The 21,242-nt window shown below is 70.7% G+C and carries 1 protein-coding gene; it reads right to left on the bottom strand.

The window, feature by feature from the left end:
• Positions 1-38: 38 nt before the first annotated feature.
• The gene (locus TU31_RS09605; RefSeq protein ID WP_042153645.1) at positions 39-21,197 is read right to left on the bottom strand and encodes a type I polyketide synthase; all 21,159 of its coding nucleotides are present in this window, start codon (positions 21,195-21,197) and stop codon (positions 39-41) included.
• Between the last annotated feature and the right edge of the window lie 45 nt (positions 21,198-21,242).

Raw genomic sequence — 21,242 nt, 5'->3', positions numbered from 1 at the left:
TCCGCCCCTTCGACCGGCACGAAAAATGTTCTGGAAGATCATGAGTTACCGAACTCCCGGTCAAAGACGTCCAGTAGTTCATCGGTGGAGGCGTCCCGGATATCGCTGTCCGTGTCGTCGCCGTATTCCGCAGCATCGCCGTCGCGGTACTGGCTCAGCGCACGCTCCAGCCGCTTGGTGATATCCCTTCGGTCACCGCTCTCCGTCCGCAGCATCGAGAGACCGGCTTCCAGCTTTTCGATGGTGGCCAGCACCGTCGCGACGGGGTCGGGCTCGTTCGCCACCACCTCGCCGAGGATGTGGTCCGCGAGTGCGGCGGAGGTCGGATAGTCGAAGATCAGGGTGGCCGGCAGTCGCAGACCGGTGGCGGTGTGCAAACGGTTGCGCAGTTCCACGGCGGTCAGCGAGTCGAAGCCCAGCTCGGTGAACTGCTGATCCGCCTTCATCTTCCCGGTCTCCGCATGTCCGAGGACCGCAGCGACATGGGTGCGCACCAGATCGAGCACCATGCCGGACCGTTCGGCCGCCGGTACCGCCCCCAGCCGGTCGCCCAGCGACACCTCCGCCACGACCGGACCGGCTGCCGCCGCCCGTCGTGCGGGTGCCCGCACCACTCCGCGCAGCACCGCGGGGATGTCCCCCGACGCCGCGAGCTTCCGCGGGTCCAGGTCCATCGGGAGCACCACGGCCGGACCGGCCACGGTGGCCGCGTCGAGCAGTGCCACACCCGCCTCGGAAGACAGCGGTACGAGCCCGCCGCTTCCGATGCGCCGCAGGTCGGCCTCGCCGAGCTTGCCGGTCATCCCGCTGCTCCGCGCCCACAGGCCCCAGGGCAAGGAGACCGCGGGGAGACCCGCCGCCCTCCGGTGCGCGGCGAGCGCGTCCAGGAAGGTGTTGGCGGCGGCGTAGTTGCCCTGTCCCGGCGCGCCGAGGATGCCGGCGACCGAGGAGAACAGCACGAACGCGGACAGGTCCAGGTCCTGGGTCAGCTCGTGAAGATTCCAGGCGGCGTCCACCTTCGGCCGCAGCACCCGGTCCACCCGGTCGGGGGTCAGCGAGGTGATCACCCCGTCGTCGGTGACTCCGGCGGTGTGCACCACCCCGGTCAGCGGAGCGTCCGCCGGAATCCCCGCCAGCACCGCGGCGAGCGCGTCCCGGTCGGCCGCATCGCAGGCGAGGATCTCCACCCGGGCGCCGGCTTCGGTGAGTTGGGCCCGCAGTTCCTCGGCGCCTTCGGCCGTCGGGCCGCTGCGGCTGGTCAGCACCAGGTTCCGTACGCCGTGTCCGGTCACCAGGTGCCGCGCGACCTCGGCGCCCAGCACACCGGTACCGCCGGTGATCAGCACCGTGCCTCCGGTGTTCCACACCGGGACGCTGTCCTGCCCGGACGGTTCGAGCACGGCCAGGCGGGGCACCGACAGGACTCCCCGGCGGATCGCGGCCTGCGGTTCACCGGCGGCGATCAGCGCGGGCAGCCTCGCCATCGAGGTGTCCTCGTCGTCGAGGTCGGCCAGCACGATCCGCCCCGGGTGCTCCGACTGCGCGGAACGCAGCAGGCCCCAGACCGGCGTGGACACCAGGTCGGCCGGTGCCCCGTCGGGTGAGACCGCGCCCCGGGTGAGGACGATCAGCCGGGTGTCCGCAAGGCGTTCGTCGGCAAGCCAGGTCTGGACCGTGCCCAGGACACGGTGCACCGCCGCACGTGTCGCGGTCGGCGTCGCCTCCGTCCCGGCACCGGACGCCGGCACCGCTACCGGCAGCACCACGAAGTCCGGTGCCACGTCCTGGCCCGCGGCGTTCGCCGGCTCCGGGCAGGTGCTGACGTCCTCGCCCGCCCGCCGCAGGGTTTCGGCGATCTTCTCGGCGTCCGGGCCGACCAGGGTCCAGCTACCGGATACCGGCTCGGCGGCTTCCTCTTCGAGGACGGTCCAGGCGAGCTCGTACAGCGCTCCGCGCCGCGTGCTGGAGCCGAGCTGTTCGGCCGGCACCGGCCGGGTCACCAGGGAATCGATGGTGGCCACCGGCGCACCGGTCTCGTCGGCCACCAGGACCTGCACCCCGCCGTCACCGGCCGGGGCGAGCCGGACGCGCAGTGCGGTCGCACCGACGGCGTGCAGCCGGACACCGGTCCAGGCGAACGGCAGCCCCGATACGGCGTCCCCGAGCAGGCCCACGGTCTGTAGCGCGGCATCGAGCAGCGCAGGGTGCAGGGCGAACTTCGCCGCATCGGCACCCGGCTCCTCGGGCAGGGCCACTTCGGCGTACACCTCCGCACCCCGCCGCCAGGCCGCGCGCAGCCCCTGGAACACCGGCCCGTACGCGAAGCCGACCGAGACCAGTTCCTCGTAGAACCCGTCCACCGGGATGGGCTCGGCATCGGCCGGTGGCCAGACAGTTTCGCTGAAGCGCTCCGGTGTATCCGCCGCGACGGTCAGTGTGCCGGTGGCATTCCGGGTCCACTCCAGCTCGGGTTCGTTCTCGTTCCGGGAATACACCGCGAGTTCGCGGCGCCCGTCCCCGGCCGACTCCTCCCCGACCGTGACGCGCAGCTGCATTCCGCCGTGCGGCGGGAGAATCAGCGGGGCGTGCAGGGTGAGTTCGTCCAGGAGATCGCAGCCGACCTGGTCGCCGGCCTGGATGGCGAGTTCGACCAGGGCGGTTCCCGGCAGCAGCACGGTGTCCATGATGGTGTGGTCGGCCAGCCACGGATGCGTGGCCAGGGACAGCCGCCCGGTGAGGACCACCGCATCCGGCAGGCTGACCGCCGCGCCGAGCAGCGGATGGTCCGCGGCGCCCAGCCCGATCGAGGACACGTTGCCGCTCCCCGCGTTGGCCGGTAGCCAGTAGTTCTGCCGCTGGAACGCGTAGGTGGGCAGCGCCACCCGGCGGGCCCCCGGGAACAGCGGGGCCCAGTCCACCGCGACGCCACGGGCCCACAGCCCGCCCAGTGCGTCCATCAGCGCTCCGGGTTCGGGGCGGTCCTTGCGCAGGGTCGGCTGGAGGGTGACGGGGGCGGTAGTAGTGGCGGTCTGCGGTAGGCAGTCCTGGCCCATGGCGGACAAGACGCCGTCCGGACCGAGTTCGAGGAAGGTGGTGACACCCTCGGCGTGGGCGGCCTGGATGCCGTCGTGGAAGCGGACGGCTTCCCGGACGTGCCGCACCCAGTACTCCGGGTCACGAAGCTCGGCGGGGTCGGCGAGACGGCCGGTCACGTTCGAAATCAGCGCCAACTCGGCTTCGTTGTAGGTGAGTTGTTCCAGAACCGTGCGGAAGTCGGCCAGCATCGGGTCCATCAGCGGCGAGTGGAAAGCATGGCTCACCCGCAGCCGCTTGACCTTGCGCCCCTGAGACTCCAGGGCCGCGACGATCTGCTCCACCTCGGCCTCAGCACCCGAGACCACGAGGGACTCGGGGCCGTTGACGGCAGCGATCCCGACCTGCTCCCGGCCCTCCAGCAGCGGGGCGACCTCGTCCTCCGAGGCCCGCACCGACGCCATGACGCCGCCGGCGGGCAGGGCCTGCATCAGGCGCCCACGTGCGGCGACCAGCTTCGCCGCGTCCGCCAGCGACCACACACCGGCAAGGTAGGCAGCCGTGACCTCACCGATGGAGTGCCCCAGCAGCACATCCGGCGTCACACCGTGGGATTCGACGAGGCGGTAGAGGGCGACTTCGAGGGCGAACAGCGCCGCCTGGGCGTACTGCGTCTGATCGAGCAGGTCATCCTCGCCCCAGACCGCCTCACGCAAGGGCCGCGGCAGCAGACCGTCCAGCTCCGCACACACCTCATCCCAGGCCCGCGCAAACACCGGGTAGGCGTCGTACAGCTCACGGCCCATGCCGAGTCGCTGCGCACCCTGGCCGGTGAACAGCACGCCGACCCGGCCATCGCCGGCGACCGCTGTGGGGTGCTCGCCCGCGGCCAGTCGTCCGGCCGCGGCCAGCAGGGCATCCCGGTCCGCCCCGGCAACGACCGCGCGGTGCTCCAACGCCGCGCGGGTGGTGGCCAGTGAGAACCCGATCTCGGCCGGGGCCAGTTCCGGGTGTTCGGTGGCGAAGGCCACCAGCCGTGCCGCCTGCGCGTACAGGGCTTCCTGCGTCCGCGCGGAGAGTATCCAGGACAGCGCATCGGCAGGCCCGCTCGCGGCGGACGCGGCCTCGCCGGGTTCCGCCTTCGCGAGTTCCGTCTTCGCGAGTTCCGTCTTCGCGAGTTCCGTCTTCGCGAGTCCCGTCTTGGTGGCTTCCGTAGTGGCGAGTTCCTCTACGGGAGCCTGCTCAAGGATGACGTGGGCGTTGGTGCCGCTGATGCCGAAGGCGGAGATACCGGTCCGGCGCGGGCGGCCGGTCTCCGGCCACTTCCGCGTCTCGGTGAGCAGCTCCACCGCACCCGCGGTCCAGTCGACATGCGGGGTGGGCTCGTCCACGTGCAGGGTCTTGGGCAGCAGCCCTTGCTGGAGCGCGAAGACCATCTTGATGACTCCGGCCGCACCGGCGGCGGCCTGGGTGTGCCCGATGTTGGACTTGACCGCACCGAGCCACAGCGGCTGGTCGGCGGGCCGGTTCTGCCCGTACGTGGCGAGCAGCGCCTGGGCCTCGATCGGGTCGCCCAGTGTCGTACCGGTGCCGTGGGCCTCCACAGCATCCACGTCTGACGGTTCGAGTCCGGCGTTGGCGAGGGCCTGACGGATCACCCGCTGCTGCGAGGGGCCGTTGGGGGCGGTGAGACCGTTGGACGCACCGTCCTGGTTCACCGCCGAACCCCGGACGACGGCCAGGATCGGGTGGCCGTTCCGCCGGGCATCCGACAGCCGCTCGACGAGCACCATGCCGGCGCCTTCAGCCCAGCCGGTGCCGTCCGCGGCGCCGGCGAACGGCTTGCAGCGGCCGTCCGCAGCGAGACCGCGCTGCCGGGAGAACTCCACGAAGTTGCCGGGGGTGGCCATGACGCAGACACCGCCGGCCAGGGCCATCGAGCACTCCCCGGTGCGCAGCGCCTGGATCGCCAGATGCAGTGCCACCAGTGACGAGGAGCAGGCCGTGTCCACGGTCACCGCGGGCCCTTCGAGACCGAGTGAGTAGGAGATACGGCCGGAGAGCACACTGCCCGCGCCACCGGTGGTGAGGTAGCCCTCGATGTCCTCGGGGACGTTTCCGTCGGCGGGCGCGTAGTCGTGGTAGTTGATCCCGGTGAAGACCCCGGTCTGGCTGCCGTTCAAGGCCAACGGGTCGATACCGGCGTTCTCGAAGGTCTCCCAGGCGGCCTCCAGCAGAATCCGCTGCTGCGGATCGGCCGCCAAGGCCTCCCGGGGGCTGATCCCGAAGAAGCCGGCATCGAACTCGCCCGCGTCGTAAAGGAATCCGCCCTGCTGGGTGATGCTCTTGCCGGTTTCGGCGGAGTCGCTGCCGAACAGGTTGTCCAGGTCCCAGCCGCGGTTCACGGGGAAGCCGGAAATGGCGTCCCCACCGCTGGTCACGAGCTGCCAGAGGTCGTCCGGCGAGGCCACCCCTCCGGGGTAGCGGCAGGCCATGCCGACGATCACGATGGGGTCGTCGTCGACGGGCCGGGCCACCGGGACCGTGGCGACCGGTGCGGCCACCGTGCCCAGCAGTTCCTCGCGTACGTAGCGGGCGAGGGCCTCCGGGTTCGGGTAGTCGAAGATCAGCGTGGCCGGCAGGGTCAGCCCGGTGGCCGCGTTCAGCCGGTTCCGCAGTTCGACCGCGGTGAGCGAATCGAAGCCGAGTTCCTTGAAGGCCCGTGTGGTCCCCACGGCGTCGCCGCCGTCGTAGCCGAGGACGGCGGAGGCCTGCCGGCGGACCAGTTCCACCAAGGTCCGCTCACGCTCCGCCTCGGTCATCGGGCGCAGTCGCTCGGCGAGGGTGTCGGCCGTCGCGCTGCCGGTGGTCACGGCACGGCGCCGGACCCGCACCAGGCTGCGCAGCAGCGACGGAACCTCTCCGGTGGCGGCAATGGTGTTCAGGTCGAGATGGGCGGACAGCGCAACCGGCTGGTCCGTGGCCATGGCCGCATCGAACAGCGCGGTGCCTTCGGCCTGGCCGAGCGGGATCATCCCGCCCCGGGCCATCCGCCGCAGGTCGGTTTCGCTGAGCTGCCCGGTCATCCCACTGGCATCGGCCCACAGGCCCCAGGCCAGGGAAGTACCCGGCAGACCACTGAGCCGACGGTGCTCAGCGAGCGCATCCAGGAACGTATTCGCCGCCGCGTAACTGCCCTGCCCGGCGCTGCCGAGCACACCGGCGGCCGAAGAGAACAGCACGAATGCCGACAGGTCCATGCCCTGCGTCAGCTCATGCAGGTTCCAGGCCGCGTCCACCTTCGGCCGAAGCACGGTGTCCAGTCGCTCCGGGGTCAGCGAGCCGATGATGCCGTCGTCCAGAACACCTGCCGTGTGCACCACACCCGTCAGCGGGGCGTCGGCCGGGATGCTTGCCAGCACGGCGGCCAGCGCGTCACGGTCAGCCGCGTCACACGCCACGACCTCGACCCGAGCGCCCAGCTCAGTCAACTCGGACTGCAACTCCTGAGCGCCATTGGCCTCAAGCCCACGGCGACTGGTCAACACCAGGCTGCGGACAGCGTGTTCAGACACCAGATGCCGAGCGAACAGTGCACCCAATGTGCCCGTGCCACCGGTAATCAGCACCGTTCCCTCGGAGCCCCACACCGGCGCGCTGTCGGACGGCGTAGTCCGCACCAGCCGCGGCACGGACACCACCCCGTCGCGAACCGCCAACTGCGACTCACCCGAAGCAACCGCCGCAGCGATGGCCTCCACCGACGACTCACACTCGTCAAGGTCGATGAGCACGAACTGATCCGGGTTCTCGGTCTGTGCGGAACGCAGCAGGCCCCACACCGCGCCGCCCACGGCATCCAGCGGCTCCCCCGCCACCGACACGGCACCACGAGTCGCCACCACCAGCTTCGAACGCGTGCAACGCTCATCAGCCAGCCACGACTGCACACCCTCCAACACCCGACCAACCGCGGCCCGAACCGCCGCCGGCACCTCCAACGCACCATCCACGCCAGGCACCGCCAGCACCACACACTCCGGCACCTCCACCAGCTCACTCAGCACGTCCGCACCCGACGCACCCAACACCGCAGCCAGCCCCACATCCTCACCAAGGACCGCCCACGAACCCGCCACCGGCTCAGACCGAAGCGGCAACTCCGACCACTCCACCCCGAACAGCGAATCCCGGTGCCCCGGGCCGGCGACCGCCACTTCCGCTTCGGAAATCGCCGTCCAGGCAATGGATTCGGCCGCGGCGACCACTTCGCCGTCGTGATCGGCGACTACGAGGGCGTAGCCGTCCCCCACGCTGGAGAGCTTGACCCGCAGCGCGGTCGCGCCGTCGGCGAACAGCGTCACACCCGTCCATTGCGTGGCGAGCTGTGTCCCGTCCGCAGCTTCCTGGCGCGTCACCGGCTGGAGCGCGGCATCGAGCAGGGCAGGGTGCAGACCGAATCGGCCCGCCTCGCCCGCGTTCTCCTCCGTCAGAGCGACCTCGGCGAACAGGTCCGCACCGCGGCGCCAGGCCGCTCGGACGTTCTCGAAGACCGGGCCATGGGTGATCCCGGCGGCGGCGAGTTCGTCGTAGAGCCCGTCCACCGTCAAGGTGTCGGCGCCGGCCGGGGGCCAGACCGCTTCGCCGAATCCGACGGGTGCAGCGCCCGCGGCCAGTAGACCGGTGGCGTGCCGGGTCCAGGGCAGATCAGCCTCGGCGTCCTCATTGCGGGAGAACACAGCCAGCTCCCGCCGCCCGTCCGCATCGGACTCGCCGACGGTGACTCGGAGCTGGAGCCCGGCGCCTTCCGACAGGACAGGCGGAACCAGCACGGTGAGTTCTTCCAGCAGATCGCAGCCGACCTGGTCACCGGCCCGGATGGCCAGCTCCACGAGGGCGGAACTCGGCAGCACCACGGCGCCGAGTACCGAGTGGTCGGCCAGCCAGGGGTGCGTGGCCAGGGACAGCCGCGCGGTGAGCAGGTAGCCGTCGGACTCGGGCAGGGCCACGGCCGCGCCCAGCAGGGGATGCTGCGAGTCCGCCTGGCCGAGGCCGGTGGCGTCACCGGCCGCGACCACAGTGGCGGGCCAGTAGCGCTTGTGCTGGAAGGCATAAGTGGGCAGGTCGACCCGCCGACCGGCCGGAACCAGGGTGCTCCAGTCCACCTGGACGCCGTGCGCCCAGAGCTGGCCCAGCGATTGCGCGAACCGGGACCAGCCACCCTCTTCACGACGCAGGGTCCCGGTCACCACAACGGGGCTGCCCGCCCTTTGCGCGGTGTCCTCGATGCCCGGAGTCAGGACGGGGTGCGCGCTGCATTCGACGAAGACGCCATGGCCGTCGGACAGCAGCGCCTGGACGGCTTCCTCGAACCGCACCGGATTGCGCAGGTTCTCGAACCAGTACGCAGCATCCAGCTCCTCGCCCGAGACGGCTGACGCATGCACCGCCGAGTAGAACGGGATACGGCCTTCCGCAGGCGCCACCTCAGCCAGAACCGTCGCGAGCTCCTCGCGCAGCTCCTCAACCTGCGCGCCGTGCGAGGCATAATCCACCGGAATCTGCCGGGCCCGCACCTCCTGCTCAGCGCACTCCGCCAGCAACTCCTGCAACGCATCCGGTTCACCGGAAACCACCGTGGCGGACGGCCCGTTGATAGCGGCCACGGACAGCCGCTCGCCCCACCTGGCGATGCGCTCCTGAACCGCCTCGCGCGAGCCGGCGACGGAGACCATGCCGCCGCGACCAGCCAGGACATGGCCGATGGCCTGACTGCGCAACGCCACCACCCGGGCACCATCACGCAACGACAGGATCCCGGCGACGCAAGCCGCAGCGATCTCACCCTGAGAATGACCCACCACAGCCGACGGCACCACACCGCAGTCCTCCCAGACCGCAGCCAGCGACACCATCACCGCCCACAGCACCGGCTGCACCACATCAACCCGCGCCAACGCGTCCTCATCCGACAGCACCGCCATCAGATCCCAGGACACGAACTCCGACAGCGCCGCACCACACTCAGCCATCCGCCCCGCGAACACCGGCGACGTAGCCAGCAGTTCATCCGCCATACCCAGCCACTGCGAACCCTGACCAGGGAAGACCAGCACCGCACCAGAAGCTGCCGTAGCCGCCACACTGCCCTGGACCACACCGGCACCATCCAGGCCACCGGCAAACCCACCGGCAAGGCCACGCAAGCCGCTCAGCAACTGATCCTGATCGGCGCCGACCACCACGGCCCGGTGCTCCAGCTCCGCCCGTGTGCTCAGCAGGGAGAACCCGACATCAGCCGGGCCCACCTCCGGGCGCTGTTCCACAAAGGACACCAACCGGCCCGCCTGAGCCGCCAACGCCTGCTCCGAACGCGCCGACAGCACCCACGGCAGGGCCCCGGGCCGGGACTCCTCGACCGGCTCGGCCGGGACGTCTTCAGGGGCCTGCTCCAGCACCACATGCGCATTCGTCCCGCTGATGCCGAAGGACGACACACCCGCCCGACGCGGACGGCCGGTGTCCGGCCATTCGCGCGCCTCGGCGAGCAGTTCGACCGCGCCGGCGGCCCAGTCCACATGCGGGGAGGGCTCATCCACGTGCAGCGACTTGGGCAGGATCCCCTGCTGCATGGCAAGGATCATCTTCATCACGCCGGCGACACCGGCCGCGGCTTGAGTGTGACCGATGTTCGACTTGATGGACCCCAGCCACAGCGGCCGGTCCTCCGGGCGGTCCTGGCCGTACGTGGCCAGCAGCGCCTGGGCCTCGATCGGGTCACCCAGTCTCGTACCGGTGCCGTGCGCCTCCACCGCGTCCACCTCGGACGGGGACAGTCGTGCGCCGGCGAGCGCCTGCCGGATCACCCGCTGCTGCGAGGGACCGTTCGGCGCGGTCAGACCGTTGGACGCACCGTCCTGGTTGACCGCCGAACCCCGCACCACCGCAAGGACCCGGTGACCGTTGCGCCGGGCGTCCGAGAGCCGCTCGACGAGCAGCATCCCGACGCCCTCGCCCCAGCCCGTACCGTCCGCGGCCGCGGCGAACGGCTTGCAGCGGCCGTCCGCGGACAGGCCGCGCTGCCGGGAGAAGTCGATGAACGTATCGGGGGTGGCCATCACGGTCACACCGCCGGCCAGGGCCAGCGAGCATTCGCCGGACCGCAGCGCCTGCACCGCGAAGTGCAGGGCCACCAGAGAGGACGAGCACGCGGTGTCCACGGTGACCGCGGGCCCTTCGAACCCGAAGGAGTAGGCCAGCCGGCCGGAGGTCACGCTGCCGGAGTTGCCGGTGCCCATGAAGCCCTCGACGCCCTCGCCCACGGACTGCAACTGGTTGACGTAGTCGTGGTACATGAGCCCGGCGTATACGCCGGTCGGGGTGCCGCGCAGGGTGGTGGGGTCGATTCCCGCGCTCTCCAGGGCCTCCCAGGAGGTTTCCAGCAGGAGCCGCTGCTGCGGGTCCATGGCCAGCGCCTCGTTCGGGCTGATCCCGAAGAAGGTGGGGTCGAAGTCCGCGGCGCCGTCGAGGAAACCTCCCTCGCGCGTGTAGGAGGTGCCGTGGTGGTCGGGGTCCGGGTGGTACAGGGCATCGAGGTTCCAGCCGCGGTCGCCGGGGAAGGCGGAGATGCCGTCCCGCCCGGTTTCCAGCATGCGCCAGAGGTCCTCGGGGCTGTGGACGTTGCCAGGCAGGTGACAGGCCATACCGATGATGGCGATGGGTTCGTCCACCGTCGTACTGGTGGCAACGCTGGTGACAGCCGGCTGATCCCGGTCCCCGACCAACTCGTCCCGCAGGTGGTCCAGCAGCGCGGCCGGCGTCGGGTAGTCGAACACCAGGGTCGCGGGCAGCCGCAGGCCGGTGGCCGAGTTGAGCCGGTTGCGCAGTTCGACCGCCGTCAGCGAGTCGAATCCGAGGTCCTTGAATACCTGGTCGATACGGACCGCACCCGAGTTCTCGTAGCCCAGTACGGCCGCCACCTGGGTGGTCACCAGGTCGAGCAGCAGCTCATCGCGTTCCTCGACGGGGAGGCCGAGCAGGCGGTCGCCCAGCGATCCGGCCGAGGTGGCCTCGGCCGCGGTGCGGCGTGCGGGAACCCGCACCACTCCGCGCAGGATCGCCGGCACCGCCCCGGAGGCCGCGAGGGCCCGCGCGTCCAGTCGGATCGGTGCGATCACGGCCTCTTCGGCGCCGACGGCCGCGTCGAACATCGCGGTGCCATCGGCCGCGGAGATCGCCAGGAACCCGTCCGCGGCCATCCGCCGCAGATGGGTGTCCTCGACCTGGCCGGTCATTCCGCTGGTGTCCGCCGCCCACGGCCCCCAGGCCAGGGAGGTACCCGGCAGGCCACTGAGCCGACGGTGCTCAGCGAGCGCGTCGAGGAAGGAGTTGGCCGCGGCGTAGTTGCCCTGTCCGGCGCTGCCGAGCACACCGGCGGCCGAAGAGAACAGCACGAACGCCGACAGGTCCATGCCCTGCGTCAGCTCGTGCAGGTTCCAGGCCGCGTCCACCTTCGGCCGAAGAACAGTGTCGAGACGTTCCGGGGTCAGCGAGCCGATGATGCCGTCGTCCAGAACACCTGCCGTGTGCACCACACCCGTCAGCGGGACGTCGGAAGGAATGCTTGCCAGCACGGCGGCCAGCGCGTCACGGTCAGCCGCGTCACACGCCACGACCTCGACCCGGGCACCCAGCTCCGTCAGCTCGGACTGCAACTCCCGTGCGCCGACAGCCTCCAGGCCCCGGCGGCTGGTCAACACCAGGCTGTGGACACCGTGTTCGGACACCAGATGACGGGCGAACAACGCACCCAGGTTTCCAGTGCCACCGGTGATCAGCACCGTGCCCTCGGGGTCCCACACCCGCGCACCATCCACTCCGGACGGCACGGTCCGTGCCAACCGCGGCACCGAGACCACACCGTTCCGGATCGCCAGCTGCGGCTCGCCGGACGCCACGGCCGCACGGACCGCCTGGAGCGAATTCGCCTCGCCGTCCACATCGACCAGCACGAGCCGGCCCGGATTCTCCGACTGCGCGGACCGCACCAGCCCCCACACCGCGGCCGCCGCCACCTCAACCGGCTCGCTCGCCATCGAGACGGCGCCCCGGGTCACCACCACCAGCGTCGAACCGTCGCACCGCTCATCCGCCAGCCAGACCTGTACCCGCTGCAACACCTCAGCCGTGGCACCGCGCACCGAGCCCGGAACCACCGCGCTCGCGCCCGTCTCCACGGCCGGGGACCACGCCACATGACCCGGCACCGACTCTGCCGACGGATCCAGGACTGCCACGCCCAGACCGGCCGCCAGCACCACATCCTCGTCGGCCACCGCCCACGAGCCGTCCACGTCCCCGGCGGGCAGCGCGACCGGCGCCCACTCCACCGCGAACAACTCCTCCCGCCGTCCGCCGCCAGCACTCGCCAGCTGCCCGGCGGCAGGCACCGGTCGGGTGGTCAGGGCGTCGATGGTGGCCACCGGGGCGCCCGCGTCATCGACGGCCAGGATCCGCATTCCGCCGTCGCCCGTCGGCGTCAGCCGGGCCCGCAAGGAGGCCGCGCCGACGGCGTGCAGGCGCACTCCGGCCCAGGCGAAGGGCAGACCGGGGCCGTCCGTGCCGAGGTCGTCGCTGAGACCGAAGGTCTGGAGTACGGCGTCGAGCAGGGCAGGGTGCAGCCCGAACTCGGCGGCCTGCTCGGCCGCGCCCTCGGGCAGCGCGACCTCGACGAACAGCTCCGCGCCGCGTCGCCAGGCCGCCCTTACCCCCTGGAACACCGGACCGTAGCCGAATCCGGCGTCGACGAGTTCCGCGTAGAAGCCGTCCACGGAGACGGCCTCCGCCCCGGCCGGCGGCCAGGCCGCTTCACCCAGGTCCAGGACGGGTGTGGCACCTGCGGTGGTCAGCACGCCCAGCGCATGCTGGGTCCACGGCTCCGCACCGTCCTCGCCACGGGAGAACATGGACAGCTCGCGTCGGCCGTGGGCGTCCGGACCATCCACGGTGATCTGGATCTGTATGCCGGCGGCCGACGGGATGATCATCGGCGCCTGAAGGGTCAACTCCTCCAGCAGATCGCAACCGACCTGGTCCCCGGCACGGATGGCGAGTTCGACCAGCGCGGTGCCGGGCACCAGAACGGTGTCCATGACGGCGTGGTCGGCCAGCCAGGGGTGAGTGGCCAAGGACAGCCGGCCGGTGAAGAGGAACCCGTCGGATCCGGGCAGCGGCACCGCGGCGCTGAGCAGCGGGTGATCCGCGGCGGCCAGACCGGCCGAGGTCATATCGCCGGTGCCGGCGCCGGTGCGGTCCAGCCAGTACCGCTGCCGCTGGAACGCGTAGGTGGGAAGGGCCACTTGTCGGGCGCCGGGGAAGAACGTCGCCCAGTCCACGACGACACCCCGCGCGTATACGGCGCCCAGAGCCTGGAGAACCGCTTCCGGCTCGGACCGCTTCTTGCGCAGACTCGGCTGAAGGGTGACGGTCTCTGGCAGGCAGTCCTGCCCCATGGCGCAGAGCACACCATCGGGGCCGAGTTCCAGGAAGGTGGTGACACCTTCGGACTGCGCGGCCTGGATGCCGTCGTGGAAGCGGACGGCTTCCCGGACGTGCCGGACCCAGTACTCGGGGTTGCGGAGTTCGGCCGAGTCGGCCGGCTCACCGGTCACGTTCGAGATCAGCGGCAACCGGGCGTCGTTGTAGGTGAGTTGGTCCAGGACCGTGCGGAAGTCGGCCAGCATCGGGTCCATCAGCGGCGAGTGGAAGGCATGGCTCACCCGCAGGCGCTTGGCCTTGCGGCCCTCCCGCTCCAGGGCGGCAGCGATCTGCTCCACCTCGGCCTCGGCGCCGGAGATCACGACGGACTCTGGGCCGTTGACGGCAGCGATGCCGACCTGCTCGCGGCCCTCCAGCAGCGGGGCGACCTCGTCCTCCGAGGCCCGCACCGACACCATGACGCCGCCGGCGGGCAGGGCCTGCATCAGGCGCCCACGTGCCGCGACCAGCGTCGCCGCATCCGCCAGCGACCACACACCCGCCAAATAGGCAGCCGTCACTTCACCGATGGAGTGCCCCAGCAACACAGCCGGCGTCACACCACGCGACTCAACGAGCCGGTAGAGCGCGACTTCGAGGGCGAACAGCGCCGCCTGGGCGTACTGCGTCTGATCGAGCAGGTCATCCTCGCCCCAGACCACCTCCGTCAGCGGCCGCGGCAGCAGACCGTCCAGCTCCGCACACACCTCATCCCAGGCCCGCGCAAACACCGGATAGGTCTCATACAGCTCACGGCCCATTCCCAGCCGCTGTGCGCCCTGGCCGGTGAACAGCACACCAAGCCGTCCCTCACCAGCCACCGGCCCACTCACCGAAGGCAGTGCCCCCAAAGCACCAAGCAGCGACTCCCGGTCCCAACCCGTGACCACGGCACGGTATTCCAACCCCGCACGGCTCGTCGCAAGCGAGAACCCGACATCAGCAAGCCCCAACTCCGGCTGCCGCGCCACAAACGCCCCAAGACGCTCCGCCTGCCCCACCAACGCCTGCGGAGAACGAGCAGACAACACCCACGGCACCGGCCCCGGCCCCGGCTCCACCACCGCCGGAGCAGCCGACTCCACCCGCTCCTCTTCAGGAGCCTGCTCCAGCACCACATGCGCATTCGTCCCGCTGATACCGAACGACGACACACCGGCGCGGCGGGGGCGGCCGGTGTCCGGCCACTCCTGTGCCTCGGCGAGCAGCTCGACCGCACCCGCGGACCAATCGACATGCGGGGTGGGCTCGTCCAGGTGCAGGGTCTTGGGCAGAAGGCCCTGGCGCATGGCGAGGACCATCTTCATGACGCCGGCGACGCCGGCCGCGGCCTGGGTGTGCCCGAGGTTGGACTTGATCGCACCGAGCCACAAGGGCTGGTCGGCGGGCCGGCCCTGGCCGTACGTGGCCAGCAGCGCCTGCGCCTCGATCGGGTCGCCCAGCCGCGTGCCCGTGCCGTGCGCCTCCACCGCATCCACCTCGGACGGCTCCAGACCCGCGCCGGCGAGGGCCTGCCGGATCACCCGCTGCTGCGAGGGTCCGTTGGGGGCGGTCAGACCGTTGGACGCACCGTCCTGGTTCACCGCCGAACCCCGCACCACCGCAAGGACCGTATGGCCGTTACGCCGGGCATCGGAGAGCCGCTCCACGAGCAGCATGCCGACGCCCTCGCCCCAGCCGGTGCCGTCCGCCGCGGCGGCGAACGGCTTGCAGCGGCCGTCCGCCGCGAGGCCGCGCTGCCGGGAGAAGTCGACGAAGGTGTCGGGAGTGGACATCACCGAGACACCGCCGGCCAGGGCCAGCGAGCATTCACCGGACCGCAGTGCCTGCATCGCCCAGTGCAGCGCCACCAGCGAGGCGGAGCACGCCGTGTCCACGGTGACCGCGGGGCCTTCGAAACCGAGTGAGTAGGAGACCCGGCCCGACACCACGCTGGCCGAGGTTCCGGTGATCAGGTAGCCGTCCGCGTTGTCCGTGCCCTGGGCGAGGACCGAGCCGTAATCCTGGCCATTGGTGCCGACGAAGACACCGGCGTCGCTGCCCCGCAGGGTGGTCGGGTCGATGCCCGCGTTCTCCAGGGTCTCCCAGGAGGTTTCCAGCAGGATCCGCTGCTGCGGATCCATCGCGGTCGCCTCACGCGGCGAGACGCCGAAGAACCCGGCATCGAAGTCACCGGCGTTGCCGAGGAAACCGCCCTCGCGCACATACGAGGTGCCCTTGTGCTCCGGGTCCGGGTGGTACAGCCGCTCCACGTCCCAGCCACGGTCGGCCGGGAAGTCACCGATCGCATCGCCGCCACGCGCCAGCAGTTCCCACAGCGCTTCGGGGCTGTCGATCCCGCCGGGGAACCGGCAGGCCATGCCGACAATGGCAATGGGCTCGTCGTCCACGGCCGCCTTGGCACGTACCGCGGGGGTGGCGGTCTGCCCGCCGAGCAGTTCCTCCCGCAGATGGCGCACCATCGCGGACGGAGTGGGGTAGTCGAAAATCAGCGTGGCCGGCAGCCGCAGACCGGTGGCGTTGTCCATCCGGTTACGCAGTTCCACGGCGGTGAGCGAGTCGAACCCGAGGTCCTTGAACGCCCGGGACGCATCGAGCCCACTGCTGTCGGAGTAGCCCAGCACCAGGGCGACCTGGGCGGTGACAAGGTCCAGCAGAGCACGATCCTGCTCGGCCTTCGTCAGCACGACGAGCCGGTCCCGCAATGTGCTGCCGGCACCGCCGCCGGCCGCGGCAGTGCGCCGCCGGACCGGTACGAGGCCGTGCAGGATGGCCGGTACCGAAGGCGCGGCGGCGAGGGCCCGCACATCGAGATGGATCGGTACGGACAGCGCCGATTCCACGGCGATCGCCGCGTCGAACAGGTCCACGCCTTCGGCGGCGGAGACCGGCAGCACGCCGTCGGCCGCCATCCGCCGCAGGTCGGTTTCGCTGAGCTGCCCGGTCATCCCACTGGCATCGGCCCACAGGCCCCAGGCCAGGGAGGTACCCGGCAGACCACTGAGCCGACGGTGCTCAACGAGCGCGTCGAGGAAGGAGTTGGCCGCCGCGTAGTTGCCCTGTCCGGCGCTGCCGAGCACACCGGCAGCGGAGGAGAACAGCACGAATGCCGACAGGTCCAGGCCCTGGGTCAGCTCGTGCAGGTTCCAGGCCGCGTCCACCTTCGGCCGCAGAACAGTGTCGAGACGTTCCGGGGTCAGCGAGCCGATGATGCCGTCGTCCAGAACACCGGCAGTGTGCACCACACCCGTCAGCGGGGCGTCGGCCGGGATGCTTGCCAGCAGCTCCCCGAGTGCCTCCCGGTCAGCCGCGTCACACGCCACGACCTCGACCCGAGCGCCCAGCTCCGTCAGCTCGGACTGCAACTCCTGAGCGCCATTGGCCTCAAGCCCACGGCGACTGGTCAACACCAGGCTGCGGACACCGTGTTCAGACACCAGATGACGGGCAAACAACGCACCCAAGGTTCCGGTCCCACCCGTGATCAGCACCGTGCCCTCGGAGCCCCACACCGGCGCGTTGTCCGACGGCGTAGTCCGCACCAGCCGCGGCACGGACACCACCCCGTCGCGAACCGCCAACTGCGGCTCACCCGAAGCAACCGCCGCAGCGACGGCCTCCACCGAGGACTGCTGCTCATCAAGGTCAAGCAGCACAAACTGGCCCGGGTTCTCGGCCTGGGCGGAGCGCAACAGACCCCACACCGCGCCGCCCACCGCATCCAGCGGCTCCCCCGCCACCGACACGGCACCACGAGTCGCCACCACCAGCTTCGAACGCGTGCAACGCTCATCAGCCAGCCACGACTGCACGCTCTCCAGCACCCGGCCCACCGTGGCCCGAACCGCGGCCGGCACCTCCAGCGCACCATCCGTGCCAGGCACCGCCAGCACGACATGCTCCGGCACGTCCACCAGCTCGCTCAGTACGTCCGCACCCAACGCCGCAGCCAGCCCCGCATCCTCACCAAGGACCGCCCACGAACCCGCCACCGGCTCAGACCGAAGCGGCAACTCCGACCACTCCACCCCGAACAGCGAATCCCGGTGCCGCACCCCGGCGTTTGCGAACTCCTCGGCGGAGACCGCGCCCCACGTCACCCCGTCCGCCGACGCCACCAGGCCGCCGGCCTCGTCCGTCGCAGTCAGCGCATAGCCGTCACGGGCCTTGGTCAGCTGCACCCGCAACGACACCGCGCCCACCGCGTGCAGCCGCACCCCGGACCAGGAGACCGGCAGCCGCAGCCCACCAGTCACCGGCTGTAGGGCCGCGTCCAGCAATGCCGGATGCAGGCCGAACTCGCCCGCCCGGTCGGCGATTTCCTCGGGCAGAGCGACCTCGGCGAAGACCTCATCGCCACGGCGCCACATCGCTCGCACGCCGCCGAACACCGGCCCGTGCTCAAACCCGGCCGCGGCCAGCTCCCCGTACAGCCCTTCCACGGAGACGGCTTCCGCGCCGACCGGCGGCCATACCGGAGCGTCGATGCTGCCGACGGGTGCCCCCGCGGCCAGCACTCCGTCGGCATGCCGGGTCCACGCCTCGTCCACCGCTTCCTCATCGCGGGCGAACACCGCAATCTCACGGCGACCGTCCACCGCGGACTGGCCGAGCGCGACCCGGAGCTGCACTCCACCGCGTTCCGGCAGGATCAGCGGCGCCCGCACGGTGAGTTCTTCCAGCAGGTCACAGCCGACCTGGTCCCCGGCCCGGATAGCGAGCTCCACCAGCGCAGAACCCGGCAGCACAGCGGTTCCGAGGACGGCGTGGTCGGCCAGCCAGGGGTGGGTGGCCAGAGACAGCCGGCCGGTGAAGAGGAACCCGTCCGAATCCGGCAGGGCGACGGCAGCGCTGAGCAGCGGGTGATCCGCAGCGCCCAGACCGGCCGAGGTCATATCGCCGGTGCCGGCGCCGGTGCGGTCCAGCCAGTACCGCTGTCGCTGGAACGCGTAGGTGGGAAGGGCCACTTGGCGGGCGCCGGGGAAGAACGTCGCCCAGTCCACCACGACACCCCGCGCGTGCGCAGCGCCAAGGGCCTGGAGGACGGCTTCCGGCTCGGACCGGTCCTTGCGCAGACCGGGCAGGAAGGCCGCGGGAGTGCCCTCGACCTCGCGGAGGCAGTCCTGCCCCATGGCCGCCAGGACGCCATCGGGGCCAAGTTCGAGGAAGGTGGTGACGCCTTCGTCGTAGGCAGCGCGCATACCGTCGTGGAAACGGACGGCCTCCCGGACATGCCGCACCCAGTACTCCGGGTCACGAAGCTCGGCGGGCTCAGCGAGACGGCCGGTCACATTCGACACGACCGGCAACTTGACTTCGTCGTACGTGAGTTGGTCCAGGACCGTGCGGAAGTCGGCCAGCATCGGGTCCATCAGCGGCGAGTGGAAAGCATGGCTCACCCGCAGCCGCTTGACCTTACGCCCCTCGGCCTCCAGGACGGCAGCGATCTGCTCCACCTCGGCCTCGGCACCCGAGACCACGACGGACTCAGGACCATTGACGGCAGCGATCCCGACCTGCTCCCGGCCCTCCAGCAGCGGCGCGACCTCGCCCTCCGACGCCCGCACCGACACCATCACACCACCGGCCGGCAGAGCCTGCATCAACCGCCCACGAGCCGCCACCAGCTTCGCCGCATCCGCCAGCGACCACACACCCGCCAAATAGGCAGCCGTGACCTCACCGATGGAATGCCCCAGCAACACAGCCGGAGCCACACCACGCGACTCCACCCACCGATACAGCGCCACCTCCAGCGCGAACAGCGCCGCCTGCGCATACTGCGTCTGATCGAGCAGATCACCCCCGCCCCAGACCACCTCCGTCAGCGGCCGAGGCAGCAGACCGTCCAGCTCCGCACACACCTCATCCCAGGCCCGCGCGAACACCGGATAGGTCTCATACAACTCACGGCCCATCCCCAGCCGCTGCGCGCCCTGGCCGGTGAACAGCACACCAAGCCGTCCCTCACCAGCCACCGGCCCACTCACCGAAGGCAGTGCCCCCAAAGCACCAAGCAGCGACTCGCGGTCCGAACCCGTGACCACGGCACGGTATTCCAACCCCGCACGGCTCGTCGCAAGCGAGAACCCGACATCAGCAAGCCCCAACTCCGGCTGCCGCGCCACAAACGCCCCAAGACGCTCCGCCTGCCCCACCAACGCCTGCGGAGAACGAGCAGACAACACCCACGGCACCGGCCCCGGCCCCGGCTCCACCACCGCCGGAGCAACCGACTCCACCCGCTCCTCTTCAGGAGCCTGCTCCAGCACCACATGCGCATTCGTCCCGCTGATACCGAACGACGAGACGCCTGCCCGACGCGGTTGGTCGCTCTCGGGCCATGGCCTGGCCTCGGTCAGCAGCTCCACCGCGCCGGCGGACCAGTCCACGTGTGACGAGGGCGCGTCGATGTGCAGGCTCTTGGGCAGCACACCGTGCCGCAGGGCCATGACCATCTTGATGACACCGGCCGCGCCTGCCGCGGCCTGGCTGTGTCCGATGTTCGACTTGACCGTACCCAGCCACAGCGGCCGGTCCTCCGGGCGGTCCTGGCCGTATGTGGCCAGCAGCGCCTGGGCCTCGATCGGGTCGCCCAGCGTCGTTCCCGTGCCGTGCGCCTCCACCGCGTCGACCTGGCTCGCGGTCACGCCGGCGTTGGCGAGTGCCTGGTCGATGACGCGCTGCTGCGAGGGGCCGTTGGGCGCGGTCAGTCCGTTGGACGCACCGTCCTGGTTCACCGCCGAACCCCGCACCACCGCCAGGATCGGGTGACCGTTGCGCTCGGCGTCCGACAGCCGCTCGACCAGCAGGATTCCGGCGCCTTCGGAGAGCACGGTGCCGTCGGCGCCCGTGCCGAACGCCTTGACCTCACCGCTGCGTGCCAGGTTCTGCTGGCGGCTGAAGTCGACGAAGGTGACCGGGGTGGACATCACGGTGACGCCGCCGGCCAGCGCCATCGAGCATTCGCCGGAGCGCAGCGCCTGGATCGCGAGGTGCAGGGAGACCAGCGAGGAAGAACAGGCGGTGTCCACGGACACGGCCGGGCCTTCGAGGCCGAGCAGATAGGCCACCCGGCCGGAGAAAATACTGCCGTCGGAACCGCTGCCCAGAAAGGCGGCCACTTCCTCCGATATGCCGGAGACTCCGGTGCCGTAGTCGTGGTACATGACGCCGGCGAACACACCGGTTTTGCTCCCCTTCAGCGAAAGGGGATCGATTCCGGCGCGTTCGATGGCTTCCCAGGAGACCTCCAGCATCAGCCGCTGCTGTGGGTCCATGGCCAGCGCTTCGCGCGGTGAGATGCCGAAGAATGCCGGGTCGAACTCCGCGGCCTCGTGCAGGAATCCGCCCTGCCGGACGTAGGAAGTACCGCGGCTTGCGGGGTCCGGGTTGTACAGCGAGTCGATGTCCCAGCCACGGTCGGCGGGGAATTCGGTGATGCCGTTCTCGCCCTGGGACACCAGGTCCCAGAGATCCTCCGGTGACGACACCCCGCCCGGGTACCGGCAGGCCATTCCGACGATCGCGATCGGCTCGGATTCGAGCTCCCAGACGCGACGGCGGCTCTCTCGCAGGTCGATCGCCGCCTGCTTCAGATACTCGACAAGCTTCTCGTTGTTCGTCACCTGCACCGGCCCCCTCAGGCTGGAAAGAAAGTTTTGGACAGAATC

The sequence above is a fragment of the Streptomyces lydicamycinicus genome (assembly GCF_000829715.2).
In the GTDB taxonomy this organism is placed as follows: domain Bacteria; phylum Actinomycetota; class Actinomycetes; order Streptomycetales; family Streptomycetaceae; genus Streptomyces; species Streptomyces lydicamycinicus.
This window is presented reverse-complemented; position numbering and strand designations above follow the sequence as displayed.